This is a genomic window from Pontitalea aquivivens, assembly GCF_046507575.1.
Taxonomy (GTDB): Bacteria; Pseudomonadota; Alphaproteobacteria; order Rhodobacterales; family Rhodobacteraceae; genus Pontitalea; species Pontitalea aquivivens.
This window is the reverse complement of record NZ_JBKFEY010000083.1, coordinates 1-1,201: the sequence shown is the minus strand read 5'-3', so window position 1 is coordinate 1,201 and position 1,201 is coordinate 1. Positions and strand designations below refer to the sequence as shown.

At 58.1% G+C, this 1,201-nt stretch carries 1 protein-coding gene; it reads right to left on the bottom strand.

Features of this window, described 5'->3' with window-relative positions; genetic code table 11:
* The coding region (locus ACK8OU_RS20210) for an integrase (RefSeq protein WP_410305124.1) at positions 1-894 on the bottom strand (894 nt) is incomplete at its 3' end.
* Between the last annotated feature and the right edge of the window lie 307 nt (positions 895-1,201).

Here is a 1,201-nt window from a genome sequence, read left to right as displayed (position 1 = left end):
AAGCTGGGATCGACTGAAGCAGACAAAGAAATTCAGGCATTCGCACTTGATCGTGCCGATGAAGGATTCCGCGAAGGCGTTTGCGTTAGGCGCCCTGTGTGGGATCTGGATGACCCGAGCGGCCTCTGAAGTCCAGACGGTATCAAAGCTGGCGCTGAACTTGGTGTCGGCGTCGCGGATCAGAAAATCCGGCGTGATCCCTTGTTCTGCGCACCACATCAAAGTGTTGCGGGCCTGCTGGGTGACCCATGCTGAGTCAGGGGCATAGGTCGGGGCGGTGCAGAATACCCGGCGGCTGCCGAGATGGATGAACATCAGCACATAAGCCGTCCTTGGCCCACTGAGCGTAAACACGGTCTTCGAGAAGAAGTCGCAGGCGACCATGCTTTCCATATGTGCCCGGATGAATGTGGTCCACGGCAGGGCCGGCTTCTTTTTGCGCTTTTCCGGGCTCGGGTGGATGCCCGCGTCGTTCAGGATGCGTTTGACCGAATTGGCACCGGCATAAAGCCCGAGCTTTTTCAGCTCGCCCGCGATCCGCTTGTAGCCCCAAAGAAGGTTTTCCGATCCGATGCGGATGACAACATCGCGCAGCTCTTGCGTGAGGCGTGGTCGTCCTACCGCTTGGAAGGGACGGCCAACGCGCATCTGGGCGAGCCAGCGCTTGTAGGTCGCGGGCTTGGCCACTTCCATCAGCCCGTCGACATCATGCCCGCATTCTTCCCCGATGCGCAGCAGTTCGGCTTTTTCGGCAGGCGACAGGATGATCCGCTGGGTCGGGATGCGGGCCCGCAAGATCGTGATCTGGGCCTTCAACAGTCTCAGTTGCGCGTTGTGCCGCGGCATGAAGAACTGGTTCAGGAAGACCATAAGGAGGGATAAGGTCGAATTCATCTTGCCGGGCTCCACCACGGCCTTTAAAAAAATGCCGCTATGTCAACGTGATGGGGTTTGCTTACATTTTGGCACCCCTCTCAGGGAAGGCCAAAAGCGCCGAAGCCGGGATATGGCCGTCATCAAGCCCCGGCCGGAGGTGTGGTCGGGCCTTCGCTACCCCGCCGATGAACTCAAACGCGACGCTGCGGGCGCATTTCGCTGCCAGTCGCGATTGAACCAAAAGACCATCTAAACCATCAAGCGCATCAATTAAAACAATAGCTTAGGGGATAGAGAAGGTTGGATATCAGACCCATCCCCTCCG